This is a genomic window from Clostridium sp. AM43-3BH (genome assembly GCF_003479985.1).
GTDB lineage: Bacteria > Bacillota > Clostridia > Lachnospirales > Lachnospiraceae > Otoolea > Otoolea fessa.
The window spans coordinates 735592-754004 of record NZ_QUIH01000001.1; the positions used below are offsets into that span (position 1 = coordinate 735592).

The following is an 18413-nucleotide window of genomic DNA, read 5'->3' on the forward strand; positions in this document are numbered from 1 at the left end:
TCTTATTTTACAATCCCCTACTTCCAGTACACCGCCGGCATAAAATCAATCGTCCTCGCATACCGGTCGCAGGCCGTCACGCGGACGCGGATGGTCTGACCGAGCTTGTACGTCTTTCTAGTCATCTCTCCGACCAGCTCATAATGTGCTTCGTCAAATACGAAATAGTCGCCGCGCAGTTCGTTGACATGAACTAATCCTTCAACCGTGTTCGGCAGCTCAACATAGAAGCCCCAGTTGGTGACACCGGAAATGACTCCCTCGAATTCTTCTCCGATGTAATGTTCCATGTACTGGACTTTCTTCATCTTATCGGTTTCGCGCTCGGCTTCGTCAGCGCGGCGCTCCAGGGCCGAGGTCTGGACTGCCACTTCCGGCAGGATTTTCTCAAAATGGGCGGTTTTTCGCGCATCCATATTGCCGTGGAGGCATTCTTTGATGATCCGGTGGATCTGCAGATCCGGATAACGGCGGATCGGGGAGGTGAAATGAGTATAATATTTCGCCGCCAATCCGAAATGACCGGAGTTCAAGGTCGAATATTTCGCCTGTTTCATGGAGCGCAGCGTCAAACGGCTGAGCAATGCCTCCTCCGGCGTGCCCTCTATCTTTTCAAGCAGCTTTTGCAGCTCTTTCGGGTGGATTTCGCCGCCCGGCATCCGCAATGTATATCCGAAATTGTTGATGAACGTGCCGAGTTTCGCCATCTTCTCCTCATCCGGTTTCTCATGGATTCGGTAGAGGAACGGAATTTCCTGCCAATAATAGTCCTCGGCTACCGTCTCATTTGCCATCAGCATGAAATCCTCGATAAGCTTCGTCGCCGCGTTGCGCTCATACGGCTTGATCTCGATCGGGCGTCCTTTGGCGTCGAGTAAAATCTTGCTCTCTGGAAAGTCGAAGTCGATCGCACCGCGCTCCTGGCGTCTCTTTCGGAGAAGCTGCGAAAGTTCTTTCATTTGCAGGAATAAATCCACAAATTCCTTATATTTCTCCTTTGTCTCTGCATCATCATCCGTGATGATCGCATTGACCGCCGTATACGTCATCCGGCGATCGACGCGGATCAATGTCTCTGCAATCTCATGTCCGATCACGACGCCTTTGTCATTGATTTCCATGATACAGCTCAGCGCCAGGCGATCCTCGCCCTGATTCAGGGAACAGATACCGTTTGAAAGTTTATGCGGCAGCATCGGAATGACGCGATCGGTCAGATACACGCTCGTTCCGCGCTTTAATGCCTCGCGGTCAAGCGGGCTGCCCTCGCGGACATAATGGGTCACATCCGCAATGTGTACACCGAGCCGGTAGCCCTGCTCCGTCTTTTCCAGCGTGATCGCATCATCGAGATCCTTCGCTTCCTCACCATCGATCGTGACTGTCGGCAGCTCACGCAGATCCTTGCGTCCCGCCTTGTCCTCCTCGCGGACGGCATCCGGGATCTCTTCAAGCTGTGCCATGACCTCCGGCGAAAATTCTTCCGGCAGACCGTATGCTTTCACGATGGATAAAATATCGACTCCCGGATCGTTCATATGTCCGAGAATGCTGGTGATCACGCCCTCCGGCTTCTTATCCGGGCTGTTTCCGTAATCCTTGATCTTCACGATGACCTTATGACCGGTCACTGCGCCCGCGTCACACCCCTGCGGGATGAAAATGTCGCGTGAAATCCGTGGATTGTCCGGGATCACAAAGCCGAAACCGCCGTTTTTCTCATACAGACCGACCAGCTCCTGATTAGCGTGCTCCAGGATCCGCACGATACTTCCCTCAGCTCTGCGTCCGCCGTCGCTCTCCTGCTCAATCACAACCAGCACCTTATCGCCGTGCATCGCGCCCTTTGTTTTTTCACGCGGAACGAACACATCCTGCTCACGTCCCTCGATTGTCACGAAACCGAAGCCCTTCGGGTGTCCCGAATAAATACCTGCCTCTGAAAATGTCTCCGGGCGTCCCAGCTTGCCCTTGCGGGACATGCTGATTTTTCCCTCTTCCAGCAGATGATCGATAACCCGCTGCAGCTCCCGGCGCTGTTCCTTCGGAATATTTAAAAGAAGTGCCAGCTCCTTCAGCTTCATCGGCACGTATGCCGGTTCATTCATGACATCCTGAATCATCTTGCAGCGGCGGGTAAACTCCTCCTCGGAAACGCCAGCATCCTCACGCTCCTTCTTGCCGCGCTTTTCGCGCTTCTTATCCATCTCACGCTCAAGCTTTCGATCACGGTCTTTCTTTCCCGCTTTATCCTTTTTCTGGCGCACCGATTCCTCTTTCGGACCTTTCGCACGCTCCGGTTTTTTCTTCTTTTTTCCGTACCTCTCTTCCCACTCGCCGATCAGCCCATCCCCGTCAATCTGGCGCTGTACGCTGCTCTCCCGGTCTTCTCCGGACATTTTCTCTTCCCGCGCTTCTTCTTTCCGCATCGCAAACCGCTGTTCTGCATTTTTCCGGATCGTCTCCAGCATCTCATCCGAAAGCTTCATCTCCGTCTGCTGACGTTTTTCAAACGCCTCTCTTTCTCTCCTGCGATTTTCCGGCATTTTCTGTCCTTCCTCTTTCTGTGAAGCTGCCGCACTCTGCATCTGCGCCTGGCGCTTCTGCTGTTTTGCGTATTTCTGAGCCTCGCTTCTCTTTATTTTTTCCATGATTTTATCAAATATGTTCAAATCTATCTCACTTCTCTTTCTTAATTCACATTCTCGCGCCATTTCCTATGAAAAAAAGCTGCCACGTCCAGCGCTCTCTGCCTCTCACCCCTGCATCTGCTCGGAAACCACCGGCAAATATCAGATTCAGGAAACAGAGCCCGCTGCCACGCGACAGCCTCTTAAAGGTTCCTTACAGGAATTTCAAATTCAAAACTAATGCAAGGATCAGCCACAGAATTGCAGCATATTTGGTCAGCTTCTCCAGCTTTCCTTCCATAGAACGGCTTTTATTTCTGCCCCAGTAGCTGTCAGCCATACCGCCGATGGAACCGGACAGACCTGCCGATTTGCCCTCCTGCAGTAGGATTACCGCCGACAGGAATACACAGATAATAATAAATATGATCGTAAGGATCGTCTTGATCATCTTCGCACCTCCTGAATAAACATAGTAATCATAGCATATTTTCGGCGGAAGGACAACTGTTTTTTTCCCGACTTCAACCCGGGAATTTGCCGTATTTAAATGCGAAGCCACGGCAAATTCCGTTACCGGGCTTGATTTTATCTCCCGTCGTGCGATACAATAGAGTTCTATCACATTTACAATCAGCGAAATCCTTTTTTTCATGGGAACAGCTATTTTTTATCATAAAACGAGTCAGGAGGGTTCTATTTTGAAAAAATTCACTTCGGCGTTTGGGCGTCTGTTTCTCTCTGCCGTCCTTATTTTTCTGGTATTCTACACCATGATGCCAGCCATCAACCTGCACGATCACGATTTCATCGTATTTCTGATTATCTGCATTCTGATTGTACTGGCAGTCAACTTTATGGAAAGCATTCTCATATTCCTAAAAACAGTGCAGCAAAACCGCGGCGTTGAGATCGTGCGCGACCCTGTGACCGGGCGGATGGTTCTGCGGCGCAAGTACGCCGACGCCTCCGGCAGTCCGTTTGCCGGTTTTAAGGCGATGGGACGCCCGTGCAAATATGGCACAATCGCGATCGCTGTCCTGATCTTCTTTTCCCTGATCGCCTCCGCGGCGGGCATCCAGCTTTTTAATGCGTCCCGCTACCGCGATCTAATCACCGTTACCGAGGGCGATTTTGCCTCAGATGTCGCAGAACTTGGCATGTCGCAGATCCCGGTCGTTGATAAGGATACCGCCTCCCGGCTCGGAAGCAAAAAGCTCGGTGAGATGACCGACCTGGTCTCCCAGTTTGAGATTCAGGAAAATTACACACAGATCAACTACAAGGGGACACCGTACCGCGTGACGCCTTTGCGCTATGCCGACCCGATCAAGTGGCTGTACAACCAGAAGAAGGGACTTCCGGCATACATTGCTGTCAATATGGTCGATCAGAATACCGATCTCGTCTGGCTGTCCTCCGGCATGAAGTATTCCACCAGTGAATATTTCTTCCGCAATATCAACCGCTACATCCGTTTCTGCTACCCAACACGGATGTTTGAGACGGTCTCCTTCGAGATCGACGACGATGGAAACCCATACTGGGTGGCGCCGACCATCGCCTACCGGATCGGCTGGTGGAGCGGCAAGGACATCGACGGCGCGATCCTCGTCAATGCTGAGACCGGCGAATCTAAGTGGTACGCCAAGGCGGATGTCCCGCAGTGGATCGACCAGCTCTATGATTCGAACCTCATCATGGAACAGCTCGACGACAACGGCAGATTCCAGAATGGTTATTTAAACTCTATCTTCGGTCAGCGCGGCGTGCGTCGGACGACCTACGGCTACAACTATCTCGCCATCGACGACGATGTGTGGCTGTACACCGGCATGAGCTCTGTAACCTCAGATGAGTCGAACATTGGCTTCGTCCTCGTCAACCTGCGGACGAAAGAAACGAAATTTTACACCGTTCCGGGCGCCACCGAGCTCGCCGCAATGGATTCCGCGCGCGGACAGGTGCAGCACTTAAATTACAGTGCGACCTTCCCGCTTCTCTTAAATATTTCCGGACGACCGGCATATTTCATTTCCCTGAAAGATGCTGCAGGGCTTGTGAAAATGTATGCGTTCGTCGATGTCGCGCAGTACCAGATCGTCGGCACCGGACAGACGATCGATGAGGCGAAGCGCAATTACCGTGAGACGCTGGGACAGGAGGAAATCGAAGATCCGACTGCCAAGGAACCAGCGGCAAGCGAAACTGTCTCCGGCACGGTCGAGGCGATCGAGAATGTCGTCGTTTCCGGTAACACCTACTACTATTTCACGCTGACCGATGACCGCACCGACAGCGTCTACACCGCTGCGATCACCGTTTCCGAGCGGCTTCCGTTCGTGCAGGCGGGCGACTCCGTTTCCTTTGAGTGCGTCGAGAATGGTTCTACAAAAGAAGTTATAACCTGGAGGTAAGATAACATTGAAAAGTGAAGATATGATTTTAAAGGCAGCCATCGTACACATCCTCGATTCTTCGGTGGGAATCCCGGTTCTCTCCGACCAGAGCATGGAGGTCGGACCCGATTTCTCCGACTTCCTGAAAGCGCATATCGAGAAAATAACGGAAAGTGACGATGTCAAGCACTGTACATTTGCAGAAGGATCCGAGGTCAAAGAGCTGCTGCAAAACTGCACCCCGGATAATTTCGTCGAGACGAGCAAACAGCTCGCCGAGCGCCTCTACGACATCATGAATGCGAATATTGACATTCCAGCCGCCGATGTGGCGATGACCGTGTTCGGCTGCAAGGGCAAGGATTATCTGGCATTCTTAAAGATGAACTACAAGACCTCCTACACACATCAGACCAGGGAAACGGACGGCGGCAACAGCAACGAGATCATTTTACAGCGCGCACTGCTTCCGGGACAGGGACAGCGCCTCTCCGAGGCGTTTGTCCTCGATCTCTCCGACGGCTCCCTGATTCTGGCTGAGAAAAAATATGAGGTCAACGGCGAAAAATGCTTCTATTTCTCCGAGCTCTTCCTCGAATGCCGCGCCCCGCTCTCCCAGAAATCCAAGCTCGACATCGTCACCCGCGCCGTCGATCAGGTTGCCAAAAAATATTACGGCGACGAGGATGCACAGAAAAAGATGGAAATCAAAGACATTATCTGTAATGAATTAGAGGAACAGGGCGAAATCAAGGTATCCGAACTGCGCGAAAAAGTATTTCCCGGAAGCCCGGAGATGCTCGAGGAGCTGGATGAAAAACTCGACCGCTACAACCTCTCCTACGAGACGGTCGCGCCGAAAAATGAGCAGACGATCAAGAAATTCCAGAAACAGAAGCTGTACACTGACACCGGCATCGAGATCTCGATCCCGATGGAAGAATACAGAAATCCCGACCATGTGGAGTTTATCACCAACATGGACGGGACAATCTCGGTGTTGATTAAAAATATAGGGGTGTTGAGCAGTAAATAGCGTCTCACACAAAATTTATTTGTCCGCTGAGTGAAATGATAGCGATACATAATGTTCAAGTCGAACGTCCATCAGTCATGCCGCTGGTCAAACCGTGTATACACCTCACAGAACCGCGCCGCAAACGACGGCTCGCGTCCACCCGCATACAGATGAGAAACATCCCCAAAACGGCTCATGCGGAAGGATGCAACGCCGGAGCGGCGCTCTTCTGTATAGAGCACCGTCACCGACGACGGTGCCGCACAGGTTCCGTGCCAGAGCTGCATCGGAGAGATATTTAAAAGATGGGAAAGCAGGACGCACTCGACGCCAAAATGACAGAATAACACAATCGTGTCCTCATTCGGTGCCACGGCCTGGTAAAACAATCCATTTCTCACATATCCGTGCCGTCTGAGCAGCCGGTCAAGCTCTCCAGTCACCCAGTCGTACTCTTCTTTTACATGGGCGTTCTGAAAGACTTCTGTTTCATGCCAGTGATCCTTATCAAAATACTTCGGCTCCGCCATCCACGCATCCGGCAGCCAGTCCCAGACACAGTGCCCGGAATCCTTTCCCGGATGTACCGCCTGCGGGGCAAATTCACGCAGCCAGCTGCAGGTTTCTGCCGTGCGGCAGGCTTTTTTTAAGGTCAGGGACGCCGTGTCCTTCGCACGCCCCAGCGGCGATACATAATAAGCCGCCACCGGAATCGGCGCCAGACGGTCTGCCAGAAGCTTTGCTTCCTCCCAGCCAGCCGGTGTCAGGGAATCAATCGAGTAATCAGGATCCGCATGGCGGACAATCAGAAGGCGCATAGGAATACTCCTTTCGTAAAGAAATGTTACAAAACCAAAAAGCGCGGTGCTCATGACCAAAGGATGTATCTGGGCGCGGGCAAAATTAGAGCATCTTCCGATACTCCTGCTTCCACCCATTCAGAAGCTCTCCCGCACTCTCCATCCGCCGGACCGGATTGCGGTCAAACATCGTCTCGACCATGCGGACATTCCCGCACTTCTCCGCGGTCCGGTTCGCCTCGTCGAGTTCCCGTTTCCAGATCTCCTTCTGTTCCGGCGTCATCGCAGCCGCGTGGCGCTCCTTAAGTTCCAGCTTCGGGTCAATCAAAGCAAGCTGGTACAGGTGCTTCAGCATCTCTGGGCTCTTGTCGAAATTGTACGCCATTTCATAAGCGGTAAACGCTTTCTCAAACCAGAAAATCCCGGCATATGCCGCCCCGATATTGTTCCAGATCTTCGCGGTAAATTCGTCCGTCAGTGATTTGACCCGCCAGTCCTCCAGAATCCGGTTGTAGTAATAGATCGCCGTCCCAAACTGCCGCAGGCGGAAATAGTAATCCGCCGTCTCCTTCCGGAACTCCGCCGCATTCATTTTGCGAAATGCCGCCAATTTCTGGCGGTACGCTGCAATCTCCTTCGCCGTATAATAACAGCACTCCTGCAAAATCACAATCGGCAGCTCGTCCTGATTCTCGCCGCTCCTCTGCCATGCCTCCAGTTTGCCAGCCAGAAACGAAAGCCCCAGCTCCGAACGGATAAACTCAATCAGGCGGTCGTCCACAAAACCATCCAGCACCAGAAGCGGATTCTGATAAATGATATAACACAGCTCCTGCGACGATGCGATATGGACGCCCAGCCGTTCTATGTAAAAAGGATGTCGAACCGGCTCCTGCCGGCAAAGTATCAGACTCATAATGAAACCTCTTGTTTAATCATCCGGTTTGTCGCCGGAAATAATTCTCCAAATCCCAAATCACGTATCATGACGATCATCCTGTCTTCCCCGGTAAATCCAAATGCCATCTCGATCCGGGTCGTCCGGTCCGGGCGTTTCGGGAATCCCTCAAGCGGAATCTTCACCGTCTTCTTTTTGCGCGGTTCCAGCGGCTGGAGTGAAAATTCCACCTCCGGCGTGCCCGACACAATAAATTCCGCCGTCATTTTCGTCTCATACCAGCTGTCCCCGGCGGATGCCAGCACCAGCTGTCCCTCTTTTTCACGCTCCTGAATCTTTAAGGAAACCGTTGTTTTCAGCCGCCCCTCACAGATACAGGTAAAATGGTACGCACTATGTGCCTCACAGAGATCTTCCGAGCGGATCAGCGCCCCTCGGGTAAATACATCCATCTCCGCAAATACACGGCGCCGTTTGCAGATCTGCTGCATAAAATCTGACGCCCAGTCCGTCTGTGCAAATCCCCTTCCTGTCAGGATGATCGCTGAAAACAGGCGCTTCTGCAGCAGCCGTTCCGCACAGGAGGAAAGAATCCGGTCTGCCATCTGGATGCCCGCGTCGCTGTCCAGCACATTTAAGTGAAACGACTCCTCCAGTTCCTCCTGATCCGCGACCACCTGCATCTGGCGCAGCCCGCGCTGCACTCTCAATTCATAATAATGAAGACCATTCTCCGAAAGTTCAAACATTCCCACCTGGTTGCTCCAGACTTCCCGTTTCTGGCTCATCACGTAATATACAAAGCTCTCCGCGTGACTGATCACATGCACCCGGCTCCGGTCGATTTCCAGAAAATCGGCACAATACATCAGGCAGTCCAGCAGCTTTACCTCAAGCTTTGGCACCGTGATCACCAGGTTTTCTATCTCTTCTTTTCCGGACGCCTGTCTGGGAATCGCAAGCACCTGTTTCAGGAACATTTTCAGCAGATATAAGCCCTCGTAGCGGACACCGTCGATCGTGGCGGTGCCGTCCTTCATCGCCAGGGAAAGCAGCTTATCTTCCACTACCATGCCCTCTAACGCGCCCCCGGCACTCTCCTCTGCCACCCGCCAGACATCCGAATCCGGTTCTTTTCCGATCCGGGTCGGAAAAGACCAGAGCGTATCCTGACCCTGACAGGATATATGTGTGCATGAATCGCACAGATCCATGCCAATTATAAGTCCATTCATCTATCGTTTGTCCGTCTGTCCCTTTCCTCAGACGATCGGGAAAAGTGCGCTTACCGCCGCATCTCTCTTCTGGTACTCCCGCATCTTTTCCCGAAGCGCCGTCTCGTTATTTACTTTTAAAGAAAGACTCATCTCATTGAGCGCCGCAAACCGGCTTTCCCGGCTGCGCCCCGGAATCTCCCGGCAGGAAATCTCTCCCTTTTCTTTCGTCTTCCGGACGCCGTCCTCTTCCTCTTCGATCTGATATTCCAGCGTCTCGCCCTCAAAAATCACCTTTTCACGGATGTAAATATCCCGGTAAACGAGACGCATTTCCTCATAGTGGAACTCTTCCTCCTGCGGCAGAATCCGCAGCCGCAGATACGGGCGCACCGCCCGGTTTCCGTGATACTCGATGATTTCTTTATCTAAAATATTGCCCGGGATATGGATAAACCGCGCCAGATCCTTAAAATAGGCAAAAATCATGCCCGCATCTAAAAGCACATCCACCACCGACTGGCACAGGCGCCGCTGTTCCTCCGAAAGCTCCGGCAGCGTCGCATAATACTTTGTCAGCGCCAGCAGATAAATATCCGGGATCCGCTCCCGATCAGAGCTTCCCTGCACAGCACCCTCCAAAAATGCGAACACCTTGTCGTCCGTCGGACGGTTTTCCAGAAAATATTCCACGCTCTTGACCGTGAAATACGCGCGCACGATATTTTCCCCTGTTTTCTTGCGTGACGCATAAAGCTCGAACACCCGGTCTAACTTTGCTGTATTGCCGGTAAAGAGCATCTGCGCCACCAGCCGTTCCTCCAGATCATACGTCTCCACCCGGAGCCGCAGTCCCTGCATCAGGACGCGGTACATCTGGTCCACCGTACCGTTGAAATGTTCGCAGAGATAATCGAGAATCACACTGTCCGGCTTCTCATGTTCAAAGACATACCAGGTCAGATAAAGCAGGTGGTCATCCCGGTCAAAGAGATTTTGAAGCAGTATTCTCCCGCAAAGCCGCAGCAGCAGATTGACCGGCAGACCTTCCTGACCATACCGACACACCATCTCATACGCCTCGCTGAAATGCCCGCACCGGATCAGCGTCCCGCAGACGCCGTTTCTCTCATCCCGCGTCAGCTGGTCCTTGTCAAGACTCAGAAGGTATGAAACACTTCCATCCTTTTTCGCATCCTCAATCCCATCCGCCATCCTCTTATAATACCGCACGATCGCTGACAGCACCTTTGCCCTAAACAGCGGGTGCAGCTCCATCTTCTGATCCGCGTGCTCCAAAAGGATCGCATCGTCCCCGGTCAGCACCTCCTTGCGACAGGCTTTTGCACACGCATTCATAAAGAGGAACGGATGCATCGGATTCATTTCAAAACAGGTCTGTAAAAGTTCCTCCATATCCGTAAATACCGGCTGGATGGCGCAATTTACCCGCGCATACCGCGTCTCATTTTCATCCTGGAATAGAACCAGATCGCGCTCCGAAAACAGCGGCACATACGCCGTGCCCTCGTTCAGCACATACGCGTCCTCCGTCATCTGCTCCTCATGGCACACCACCACGTATTTCATCGCCGGTTCCCGGCATTCTACCCGGCAGGATTTCAAAATCCCCGGCAGGACACGCGCCATCTGCGTATCGATCAGTTCCGGATAGATCAATTTCCGGTACAGGACCGCCAGGGCACCGTCTATCCGTTCCTTGAAAAGCTGATCCACCGCAAACTCTTCCATCGCCCGCTCGTACATCCGATAAATATCCGAATCCGGCGTTCCATATGTAAGAAGGTTCGCATAAAGCTTCGCCAGTGACCCCGCATCCAAATTTGCCGAATACGAAAAGTATAAAAATACCTCACGCGACATCAGGCGGTCATAATTCTCCGGCATCGCATATAAATAATATTCATACAAGCGCGTCAGACTCAAATCTGCCTCCAGCGCCCGGCTATACCATTCAAAACAGGCTGTCTCCCGGCAGTCTCCCCGGATCAGCATTGCACAGAGCGCCTCCAGAATCTCCGTCTCCGGATACAGCCCGTAAAGTTCCGTCAAAAGGCGTCTGTAAAACTCCCGGTACGAACGGGACGCACGCATCACCCGGACCGCCGCCAGTGCCAGCTCGCGGCTGATGATTTTCCGGCGTGCCCCATAGTACAGGGCATGAAGCTCAAAATTGCCCGCATTGTCTAAAAGGATCGGATCACTCTCCAGAAGTTTCAGTCCCGCCGCATAGAGGAATGGGCTGTGACAGCCGTCCTTAAACTCCTGCTCCATGCTGATCAGCACCGTAACCGGATTTTTCTGCAGTTCCTCATCCAGACGCAGAAGCATCAGATAATAAAACAGGCTGCTGCCCGTCTCCTCCGACGCATACTGCTGCAGCAGGCGGATCAAAGTATCCTTCTGCTCGGCATTGCCGGTCAGCGTCACGTACAGATAGCGGTACAGGCAGTTAAGCTTCCGGTCGCCCGATATTTTAAGCGCCGCTGAATCCTGCAGTTCCTTTAAAATCGTCTGCGCTTTCTCGCGCCGATCAGTCAAAAGGTATAATTCCGCCTGCAAAAGCCGCAGTCCCGCGTCATAGTGCGTCATTTTCATCAGATCTAGCTCCCGCTGCATCTGGTGAACCGCCTCCGTGCCGCCGATCCCATTTTCATACGCCAGACGGGCAGTCAGATAATTTCCAAGCTCTTTCTGGAATGACATATGTGCCCGGTCGCATCCGCCCGCATCGGCAGCCGATGCCTCGATCGGGATCCGCACTGTTTCTCTGGCAGTGTGAATCAGGACGGCACCGAAATTCTTTCCGGCATGCAGCCGTTCCGCCAGAATCCGTACCGGAAGACGGAGCAGACCATCTTCAAAATCCGCCTGCGTCGCACTCTTCTTCGGCAGATGGAGGAACTCGCCGTCTGCCGTCACCTCCAGGTACACACTGCCCCAGTTATCCATCCGGATCTCGATCGTGTCCTCGGCATTCTCAGCCAGCTCGGCATATACGCGCGCCCTGCCCGGAATCGTCAGACCGACCGGCTTTTTCACGCCCAGTCCAACCAGAAATTCTTCCATAAAATTTGCCCGACTGCCGTGCCCCTTCAGGCCGTCATAGAGTGCCCGCACATGCAGATCCTGCATAAACGGCACTTCCACAAAATCCGGGTACTCCAAAAGCCGGAGCGCCGTCTCCATATCATTTTCCGCGACGCGCAGAAAATCTTCCGCCGTTTTCAGATCACCTAAAGTCTTCCCGGCGTCTGCCACCTCGACGTGAAACTCATACGGAATCTCCTCTTCCCCGCAGTTTGTCACCAGATAAAAAGAACCCGTGATCGTGTCGCCTGCCGTCAGGAACGAAGTGTCCACTTCATATACGATCCGGCACCTGAGTCCGCCAAACGAATTGTTATCCCCCGGAATCCGCACCCGCAGGTTCGAGGAATACACAAATCCCTTCACACTTAATCCATTTTCGCTCCCGATCCATAAATTTCTCTGCATCAGGGTATTCATCCGCAGCGTCTCATCTATCTTTTCAGGCGACCAGGTCATCTTCGGCTGTTCCGAATCGATGATTCCCTTCGCCAGCCGGTTAATTTTCTCTTTCATTCCTATCACCTGCCGTTTCATTATCCTGTCCCGGTAACTGCTTCGTCTTCCCACAGTTCCGTCGGTTCGAAATCTCGCACCTTATATCATACCATATTTTGTCTGCATTTACATCAGGGAATTGGAGAATTTCGCTGATTGCCCATCCGGCATTTTTATAGAAACAAGCGCTATCGTTTTCTAATTTTTCTTAATTTCCTAATCCCAGTCGCCCACATACAGGCGTGTGCCAGTCTGCCAAGCTGTTGGTTCATAGATCGTCCAAATTGGATATGGATATGCTTTTCCTTGCAGAGAATCATCTATTGCGATCGTCTGATCAACGCCATTGGTGCCTGTTTTGGACGACAGGTCAGCGGCACCTGTCCTGGTAATACTGAAATAGCTGTCCTTTACAGAGTTGCTGTCTACATAAGGTACGCCGATGATTGCTTCGCTTAACTTCGGCAGATACCAGCATTCTTCCGGAACCGAAAGACTGCCAGCTTCCAGCTGTGCGCCCTGCCACCAGGTATTGTTCAACTGACCAATATAGTGTCCAAGGAACATTGAGGTTCCAGCCGCTTTCACACTTCCTGTTGTGTAGCAGTTCGAAAGAACCAGTTTTGCAGAATCATATTTTCCAAATAAACCGCCTGCGATGGCATTATATGTATTCGTTCCACACGCATCCGCTGCACTGAAACTCTGTATTACCGAAATCGGACCATCCATCCACCCCACGAGGCCTCCGGCACACCAGCCGCCTGACACATTCTTTCTATCTGACAGCACTTCCGCACCACTTTCCGTATAACCGTAAGAGCGGTTCCGTCCGCCGACATAACTGTTTTCAATGCTGAATTCTTTCCCGGCAGTTCTGCCATTCTGGTTGTTTTTCAGGTATCCATACAAACCTCCGGCGGTTCCAGTTGTATCCACATACCCAGAGAAGAAGCTGTTTTCCAACTTCATCTGACCAGAGCTCTCGGCAAAGCCGACCAGACCTCCGCTAGCATCGGTTCCCTGTATCCGTGCATTTTTTCCTGAAACATATACGTGATTCATCACTAAATCACTTACTTTTGCTTCCCCGATCAAGCCTCCGGTTTTTCCTCCACTTATTTGCAGCGTCGATGCATCCACAACTACATGGTCGAGTGTCAGACTGCCACTATTCGTGCTTCCAACCACCGCGCCTGTTGCCAGCGTTCCAGAAATCCGGGATTTTTCTCCATATATATGGATATTTTTAATCGTTAGATAGCTGTCCGCCGAAGTGCCTGCCTGTGCCACCAGCCCTGCTGTATTCTGCCCCTGACAGGAAATGTCCAGATCCTTCAGATTCAAGTTTGATATCGTCAGATGATCCGTCTTCTGAAATAAAGCCGCACCATTCCAGGCAACAGGAGTTATCTTTAAGCCTGCAATCGTATAACATTCACCCAGTTTTGCTTTTTCTTTCTCATCCACCTCCGCATCATAAGAGATAATATCCGGGTTGTTAATCGGCCAGAAACTTCCACCTTCATACTTGGAATTTCCCGGACTGTAGATCATCATCTCTCCGTATGCATCTTTCACCTCTTTACAATACGCTTCCGTCTGTGAGGTAATCGAATCATCCTCCTGCCAGAGAATATTATCGGTCTGGATGACCCGTGTGATCTTTAAACCGCCATAGCCTTCTCCGCAGAAATTCAGATTCTGCAGATGACGTCCATTGGCGACCTTAACCGTATAGGTATCCGTTCCATCACCATTTCGTTCAATTACATCGGCAAAGCAGCTGTTGAACTTGTATGAGAGCGTTGCATTTTCTGTCGGCGGACAGCCATCCTCACTCAATTTTACGATAACATTTTCTCCATTTATGTAACCGTGATCGTCCGGCTGATAACCTCCCCAGGTACCCAGACTACAGAAATTTCCACCCTCACGTGATAAATCATCCAGATAGAAACGCAATTTCAACTTCTTATCTTTCGTTATGCCTATTTCAAAACGATTTACCCTGTTTTCTTCAGCAAAGCTCTTCCAACTGCCATTTATCTCATTTTCTGCACAACTGGCAGCTTTCTCTTCCGTATCTACAAAGCAAAATTTCGATCCCGTTCTCAGAGTATCTTCCTGCAAATCACCCGTATTGACTTGGAGAACATACCACATCGTTTTACCGCTCAATTCGCCGGTAATCGAAAATATCAGATGTATTCTCTGATTTTCTTCAAGCGGAGACGGAGAGACATAATCGATATACAGCCTGTTTCCAGTATGCAGCGCCTCTTCGTTCTCGCCCTTGTCCCAGTCCCCGACATGGTTATTCAGAAACCACGAAAATCCCTTTGAAGCGTCCTGCGCAGCAAGTTTTTCCGCTACTTTCTGGATCGTCGGCATCGGATAAATCGGTATTTCTGCCTTCTTTAATTCCGGATCATACGGATATGTATTCCGCTTTTCCTCCGTATCTTTATTTTCTTCCTCACTGCTATCTGCATTCGGATCCTTTACACCAAACAGACTTGCAAGAGCCTCGTCATATGCAAGCACATACTTCTCATTCACCTTACTGCACACATAGCACCCCGGATAAACTGATTTTTTGTTCGTCCCCGTACCACTCGTCTCCGATGGAAGTATTCCATCCGTTCTACTTGCATAATCATAGAACGCAACAAACGCAGGTGCTTTCATCGCCGGATCCTCTGTTTCATCCGCCGCCGTACCGCTTCCACCTTCCGTTTCATCCGATTTTTCCTCAGCCGTCGGCGAATACACCGACGCCGACACATATGTATTCGCTATCTGACTGTCTGCCGGAAGCTGTGCGGCGAGACCCCCTGCGAATCCGCCGGTATATGCCGCTACGTTATAACGTCCGGTAAGATTCTCAAAGGCTGCATTGGCGTTTGCCCCATTCCCTGGTTTTTGGGAGGTATCAAACTTCTTGTTTGCTGTATGACCGCCGACATAACAGCTCTGAATCTGCACCGTGGAACCGCTTGCGGCGGCTACAGCTGCTGCTTTCTCAGCAGTTCCGACCAGACCGCCGGCGTACATACCTTCCACATAGAGCGCCGCTGCGCTGTCGGTCAGGGAAATTTTCCCCTTTGCCGTGCCGATCAGGCCGCCCGCCGTTCCCTTTAAAGCGCGGATCCGGTATTTGCTTTCTTCCTCCAGCTTCAGATCGGCTGCTTTTTCTGTGCTACTTCCCAGCTTATCACGGAAATGATTCTCCGCCAGCGCATCCTGGACGGTCAGACTGCCGCCCTCAAATGTGCCGATCAACGCACCGGCAGAAGCGCTGGTCTGCTCTGCCTGCACCTGTGGATATTCCACCTGCACCTTTTTAATTTCCACCGTTGGCAGCTTTATAGTTCCCCGGGAATCCGTTCCCGGCGTCACCGCGCCGATCAAAGCGCCTGCATTCGCCTTCGTCCGGACCACCGGCTGGCAGATCAGCAGGTTTTTAACACTCATATCCTGCGTTACCGTTCCAAACAGTCCGCCCGTCCCATCTACTGCTGTGATTGAACTTGCCGCCGTTTTTCCTACCTGCAAACCATCAATCCGGTATGTATTTCCCTGATAGTCCAGTGGATACGGCAGGCTAAGCGGAAGATAGCTTCCCGCCTCCGTGGTATATGTCTGTGCCGTCGGGTTCGTCCGATCTGCATTCGTTTCATCCGTCACCCGGTAGGCAATTGAGATGGTTTCCGCATTCTGATTCAAAAAATTCGAGCCAAATGCCGTATGCAGCTTCGCCACATGTCCGCAGTAACCGCTCTCGTCCGCAGTGTTTTCTCCCGCTTTCCAGGTCAAATCGCTATTCTGCATCGCCGTAACCGTTTTGGATGTAGTCACCGCTCCCGTGTACAGCTGATCCGGATCCCAGCCTGAAACCCGCTCATCCAGATTTTCCAGATGGCGGAAGCTGCCGATCCCCACGCTTCGGTCCGTACCGATCGATGCAAAGAGGCTGCTGCCTGAATCTGTATTGCTCGTCTTAACCTGCGAAAGCGCTTCATTGTTGAAAACCTGCGCGTACACAAAGATATTTTCGCCCGGAATAAAGGAGGCAAAACCTCTTTCATCCTGCTGAAATGTCATATCCGTCTGTGCCGGCTGGTTGAAATCCATAAATTTGAATCCTGTACTTCCGCCCGTGCCGGCTGGCGCCGCTATGTCATCCAGAATGACCTGATACGTTCCATCCGAATCGCCCGAAGTTCCGGACACCTTCGCCACACGCGCCGAACGGCTGCTTCCCGGGGCATTGACCTCGATGTAGCCGGTTGTGCCGCTCTTTTCTCCCTTTACAAACAGGCTCAGCGAATGTTCATTTTTATTCGGATCCCCGATTTCCGCATATAAAATATCATCATTCACCAATTTCACTGTCGGTGCCTCGAATTTCTCCACCGGCAGTTCCGGAACTTCCAGATTTCCTGATGCGTAATATCCGATCGGCAGCTTCTGATCCTTATAATTGGAGTTAGCACCCGTAAACCGCTCCCGTTTTCCGGCATCAGACGCCGCCGCCAGAAGTGCCTCGCTTCCGATATCTGTCTGCACAAACTGATAATAATCCGAATACCACACCTCGCGGACCAGTCCTGCCTCCGGATCATAGAAAATAAGATAGCTCCCGTCTGCACGGACAGTCTCATCCATCGATCCAAACGGAAGAAGGCGCTGCCGGATCTCCTCGGTCACATTCGCAGACACCAGCGCTGCCTCACCGCCAGACTCTTCTTGTTCCGATTCAGGCTGCCCTGCCTGTTTTTCCGGCACATAGAGAACCGCGTAGATATTTCCCTCTTTCTCCTCCGCCATCACTGTATTTTCTACCGAAATTCCCAGTTTTGCCTGCTTTTGATCGTCCGAAAATTCCCCCTGTGCCTCCATATGGAGCAGACGCGGAATCGTCCCATTGGAGACTTCCAGTGTCAGATGATTCTGCGCCGCCAGAAAGATCTCCTTCGCTGTCTGATCCATCTCCAGACGGCGGAGCTTTCTCTGATAACGAATCACCGCAACAAAAGAAAGACTGGCAAGAATACCGACAATCGCAATCACCGTCAAAAATTCCGCCAGCGTAAACGCCGCCCTTCTCTTCTGTTTGTTCTGTCTCTTCTGCTCCATCTGTCCTCGTTCCTCTTTTAATTTTATTTCTGATCCAGGTTGACCGCACGCACGGTCAGGTTAATCGGCTTTACCACCGCTTTCCGGGAGGTTCCCATCGTATCTTTTTTCCGGTAGATCGCCAGATTTTGAACCGTAAAGCACGCCGTCTCCTCCGAATAGGTATAGCCGTCAAATGCCGTATAATATTCATCCGAGATCGCCGCCTGCGTCAGCAGCGGTATCTTATTATACGCATCATCGTAAGTATAATCCCCATACCATTTTTCAATGCCCGTGCCAGACCAGTCTGTCGCACTAAAGTGCAGCCACAGGTGGCTGTTTCCACTCCGCAAAAGAGGTGTTACCATTTCTCCTGTTTCGGAAGTCCCAGCAGAATTTTTCACTTCCAGCGCATTAGCAAATTCATCGGTCATCAGCTGCGCCGTGAGCGACAGCGCCTGCTCTGCATCTGCCTGATCCTGCGTCCTCTGGTAAACATTTTTTACCATCATCACGCCGCCGCCAAGCACCGTGCCGATCATGCCGAGAATCACAATCGCCGCCAGCAGCTCCGTCAGCGTCATACCGTTCTTTGACCGGAGTTTTTTCTGACATACTGAAAAGAGCTTCCAGTGACCCCTGGATGCCGTCTGTTTCTGCTGCCTGCAATGCCTATTTCTGCATCTGCGGCATTCACTTCTCTCCTGTCCCATCTCTGTCT

The 18413-nt window shown here is 51.7% G+C and carries 10 protein-coding genes; 2 read left to right on the plus strand and 8 right to left on the minus strand.

Annotation, left to right across the window (positions count from 1 at the left end; all coding sequences use genetic code 11):
- Positions 1-17 precede the first annotated feature (17 nt).
- Complete coding sequence (gene rnr, locus DW931_RS03145) at positions 18-2123, minus strand: ribonuclease R (protein WP_118556066.1); 2106 nt, start codon at positions 2121-2123, stop codon at positions 18-20.
- Positions 2124-2844: 721 nt separating this feature from the next.
- Positions 2845-3081, minus strand: coding sequence for a preprotein translocase subunit SecG (gene secG, locus DW931_RS03150; RefSeq protein WP_107000428.1), 237 nt, complete (start codon positions 3079-3081; stop codon positions 2845-2847).
- A 250-nt stretch (positions 3082-3331) separates the two neighbouring features.
- On the opposite strand from secG, the gene DW931_RS03155 reads away from it, so the two are divergent.
- Positions 3332-5047 (plus strand): CvpA family protein, encoded by a 1716-nt coding sequence (locus DW931_RS03155; protein WP_243015359.1) that lies wholly within the window; start codon positions 3332-3334, stop codon positions 5045-5047.
- Positions 5048-5054: 7 nt separating this feature from the next.
- On the plus strand, positions 5055-6065 hold the full coding sequence (locus tag DW931_RS03160; RefSeq protein ID WP_118482474.1) for a nucleoid-associated protein: 1011 nt from the start codon (positions 5055-5057) through the stop codon (positions 6063-6065).
- A gap of 71 nt (positions 6066-6136) precedes the next feature.
- Here DW931_RS03160 and DW931_RS03165 read toward each other — a convergent pair whose 3' ends face one another.
- The 6 genes from DW931_RS03165 to DW931_RS03190 form a co-directional block, all read right to left on the minus strand.
- Complete coding sequence (locus tag DW931_RS03165) at positions 6137-6865, minus strand: histidine phosphatase family protein (protein ID WP_117795673.1); 729 nt, start codon at positions 6863-6865, stop codon at positions 6137-6139.
- Positions 6866-6950: 85 nt separating this feature from the next.
- Positions 6951-7763: a hypothetical protein gene (locus DW931_RS03170; protein ID WP_118468756.1), complete on the minus strand. Its 813-nt coding sequence runs from the start codon at positions 7761-7763 to the stop codon at positions 6951-6953.
- Positions 7760-8980 carry a DUF5716 family protein gene (locus DW931_RS03175; RefSeq protein WP_118468758.1) on the minus strand — a complete coding sequence of 407 codons (1221 nt, stop codon included), beginning with the start codon at positions 8978-8980 and terminating at the stop codon, positions 7760-7762. The genes DW931_RS03170 and DW931_RS03175 overlap by 4 nt, the downstream gene beginning before the upstream one ends.
- A gap of 27 nt (positions 8981-9007) precedes the next feature.
- Positions 9008-12586 carry a DUF5717 family protein gene (locus DW931_RS03180; protein ID WP_118482475.1) on the minus strand — a complete coding sequence of 1193 codons (3579 nt, stop codon included), beginning with the start codon at positions 12584-12586 and terminating at the stop codon, positions 9008-9010.
- Between the two features lie 198 nt (positions 12587-12784).
- Positions 12785-17710, minus strand: coding sequence for a type II secretion system protein (locus DW931_RS03185; protein WP_118626897.1), 4926 nt, complete (start codon positions 17708-17710; stop codon positions 12785-12787).
- Between the two features lie 23 nt (positions 17711-17733).
- Positions 17734-18405 carry a type II secretion system protein gene (locus DW931_RS03190; RefSeq protein ID WP_118482479.1) on the minus strand — a complete coding sequence of 224 codons (672 nt, stop codon included), beginning with the start codon at positions 18403-18405 and terminating at the stop codon, positions 17734-17736.
- Positions 18406-18413 lie beyond the last annotated feature (8 nt).

Coding starts and splice junctions, on each gene's coding strand:
- rnr (WP_118556066.1), bottom strand. CDS start 2,123: ATGATTCAGGATGTCATGAATGAACCGGCATACGTGCCGATGAAGCTG.
- secG (WP_107000428.1), bottom strand. CDS start 3,081: ATGATCAAGACGATCCTTACGATCATATTTATTATTATCTGTGTATTC.
- DW931_RS03165 (WP_117795673.1), bottom strand. CDS start 6,865: ATGCGCCTTCTGATTGTCCGCCATGCGGATCCTGATTACTCGATTGAT.
- DW931_RS03170 (WP_118468756.1), bottom strand. CDS start 7,763: ATGAGTCTGATACTTTGCCGGCAGGAGCCGGTTCGACATCCTTTTTAC.
- DW931_RS03175 (WP_118468758.1), bottom strand. CDS start 8,980: ATGAATGGACTTATAATTGGCATGGATCTGTGCGATTCATGCACACAT.
- DW931_RS03180 (WP_118482475.1), bottom strand. CDS start 12,586: ATGAAAGAGAAAATTAACCGGCTGGCGAAGGGAATCATCGATTCGGAA.
- DW931_RS03185 (WP_118626897.1), bottom strand. CDS start 17,710: ATGGAGCAGAAGAGACAGAACAAACAGAAGAGAAGGGCGGCGTTTACG.
- DW931_RS03190 (WP_118482479.1), bottom strand. CDS start 18,405: ATGGGACAGGAGAGAAGTGAATGCCGCAGATGCAGAAATAGGCATTGC.